The organism is Hominisplanchenecus murintestinalis (genome assembly GCF_943193015.1).
Lineage (GTDB): Bacteria > Bacillota > Clostridia > Lachnospirales > Lachnospiraceae > Hominisplanchenecus_A > Hominisplanchenecus_A murintestinalis.
Genome location: NZ_CALPCM010000106.1, coordinates 1 through 2,041, shown reverse-complemented (window position 1 = coordinate 2,041; position 2,041 = coordinate 1). Strand labels below are relative to the sequence as shown.

Here is a 2,041-nt window from a genome sequence, read left to right as displayed (position 1 = left end):
AATCCGGTTGGGTATATAGATCCGAGCGGGCATTTTGCGCTTGCGGCTGGAGGATTGGCGGCATTAGCAGAACTTCTTGGTAAGGCTGCGGTATCGCTTGGTGTAACAGCATTTATGTATGAAGGATTTGAAAGGTTTGTAGCACCGAGGAGGAGCGTGTATAAACCCCGTATTCCAGCCGTGCCCAAAACCCCGTCAGTTGCAAAACCCGGAACACGACCTGCGACGAAAGCGCACGCTATTCCACAGCCTAGAGTTAGGGAATATTCAGAGCATAAGTCAAAAGCTAGACCATCAACTAAAGATAAACATGAAGCGGGGCAAGCAAGAAAAAAGCGGGATCAAGGTGGAGAGAAGAAGAAAAAAAGTGGAAAGTGGAAACCTAATCCTAATAAAAGGTCAAATAATAGTAGAAAAAGTCAAAACAGATAAAGATATAGAAATAGTAAATTTATAGCTTATATTGGAGATATAAGGATGGAATACTGCGACATTTTTTCTTGCAATATTCCATCCAGAGATTTTTAACGGAGTCATAGAATGAACAAGACGGAATGTATGGAAAGGGGTTATTATGTATAGGTTTTTGACAAAAATAAATGATGAAAAAAAGGCAGTGAGCATCTATAGTGATTCAGAAAATGACACGAAATTTAATGTGGGATATATTGCAGCATTAAATCCAGAGCAGTTGCTTTTGCAAAATATATCTCCGGGTGGAGAGTATGACGGTTATATGTGGCTGCGCGTAGAAAATGTTTTCCGTTGCTCTGTGAATGGTAAATACGAAGAAAAAATTCTACAATTAGGCAGAACAAAGGATAGGAGAGGGCTGAGCCTGAAAGTTCAGCAAGAGAATATTCTTCAGGATTTGCTCATATATGCCATGAAAGAAAAGAGATTGTTAGAGTTTGTGTTTTTGGGCGGCTATATAACAGGTTATATTTTAGGATTCTCCGAGGAGGCGCTTGAGATTCAGGAAGTAAACGAATACGGGAAAATAGATGGCGTTTCTTGTATTACTATGGGAATTGTAGATGAAATACATTTGGATTCTATTACGTGCCGGGAAGTGGAAAGACTAAAAGATTTAGATTCCTTTGATGGGAAAAGATAGAAGGGGATATTTTTTAGATAGAATATTGGCATAAGGCACCACAGTTATTGAGTAAAGGAAAAGGTAAATTAAATGCGGGATTGGGAAACGTATGATTTTAAAAGCACGTTTTTGGAGGAACTTCTGGAAACAGGAGCCATGCCCGACGAGGCAGAATGAGAGGTGGTTTATCAGTGTACGTCAGATAGTGAGGCAGGTATCAGGTCTGAGGTCGCAGAAGTGATGTGGATACGCTGCAATGAAAAAGATGAGGAGCGCCTGCGCCAAATGTCTTATGATAAAGGCGAGCTTGTGGCTGTGTGTGCCGTTGAATCATTGGAAGGTGGCAGCCAACGGGAACCTGAAAAGCGAGTCAGACAGAATCCTGGAGAAGAGCACGGAGTATGCCTATGACGTGGGGAACCGCATGGTACAGGCCGTACGGAAAGAAAAAGGGGATGCTGTCTTAACCCAGACAAACCGCTATAACGGCAGCGGTCAGCGTATCCAGAAAACAGAAGACGGGAAAACCACAAACTACTACTACCAGGGGACAGCAGTCCGGGCGACTACGGACGCGGAAGGGAACAAAAGCAGCTTCAACCTGTATGGGCTGGAGGGCAACGTCATCGCATCTGGAAGGTATACGGGGAGCTGCGCCGGGGAATACCTCACCAGCGGCAAAGATTTAAAAGGCAGCATCACCAGCCTGATCAAGCCAGACGGGAGCTGTGCGGCCGTTTACCGCTATACGGACTTTGGCGAGACGGTTATGTATGCGGCAGAAGATGTGGAGAATGAAATTTGCTATACAGGCGGCATTTATGATGAAAGCACGGGGCTGTACTATCTTAATGCGAGGTACTATGACCCGCAGGATGGGAGGTTTACCAGCCAGGATACGTACAGGGGAAAAGATGAAGAATATAAGACATGGAATCTGTA

The 2,041-nt window shown here is 44.1% G+C and carries 3 protein-coding genes; all 3 read left to right on the top strand.

The genetic code is table 11. The features are described 5' to 3' along the window. Positions 1-432: hypothetical protein (locus NFR99_RS15155; RefSeq protein ID WP_251354072.1), on the top strand; the 432-nt coding region annotated here is incomplete at its 5' end. A gap of 142 nt (positions 433-574) precedes the next feature. Continuing rightward, on the top strand, positions 575-1,117 hold the full coding sequence (locus tag NFR99_RS15150; RefSeq protein WP_251354071.1) for a hypothetical protein: 543 nt from the start codon (positions 575-577) through the stop codon (positions 1,115-1,117). Positions 1,118-1,355: 238 nt separating this feature from the next. Continuing rightward, positions 1,356-2,041: RHS repeat domain-containing protein (locus NFR99_RS15145; protein ID WP_251354070.1), on the top strand; the 686-nt coding region annotated here is incomplete at its 3' end.

Excerpts from the sequence above, each read along its gene's own strand:
- NFR99_RS15150 (WP_251354071.1), top strand. The coding sequence starts at position 575 with ATGTATAGGTTTTTGACAAAAATAAATGATGAAAAAAAGGCAGTGAGC.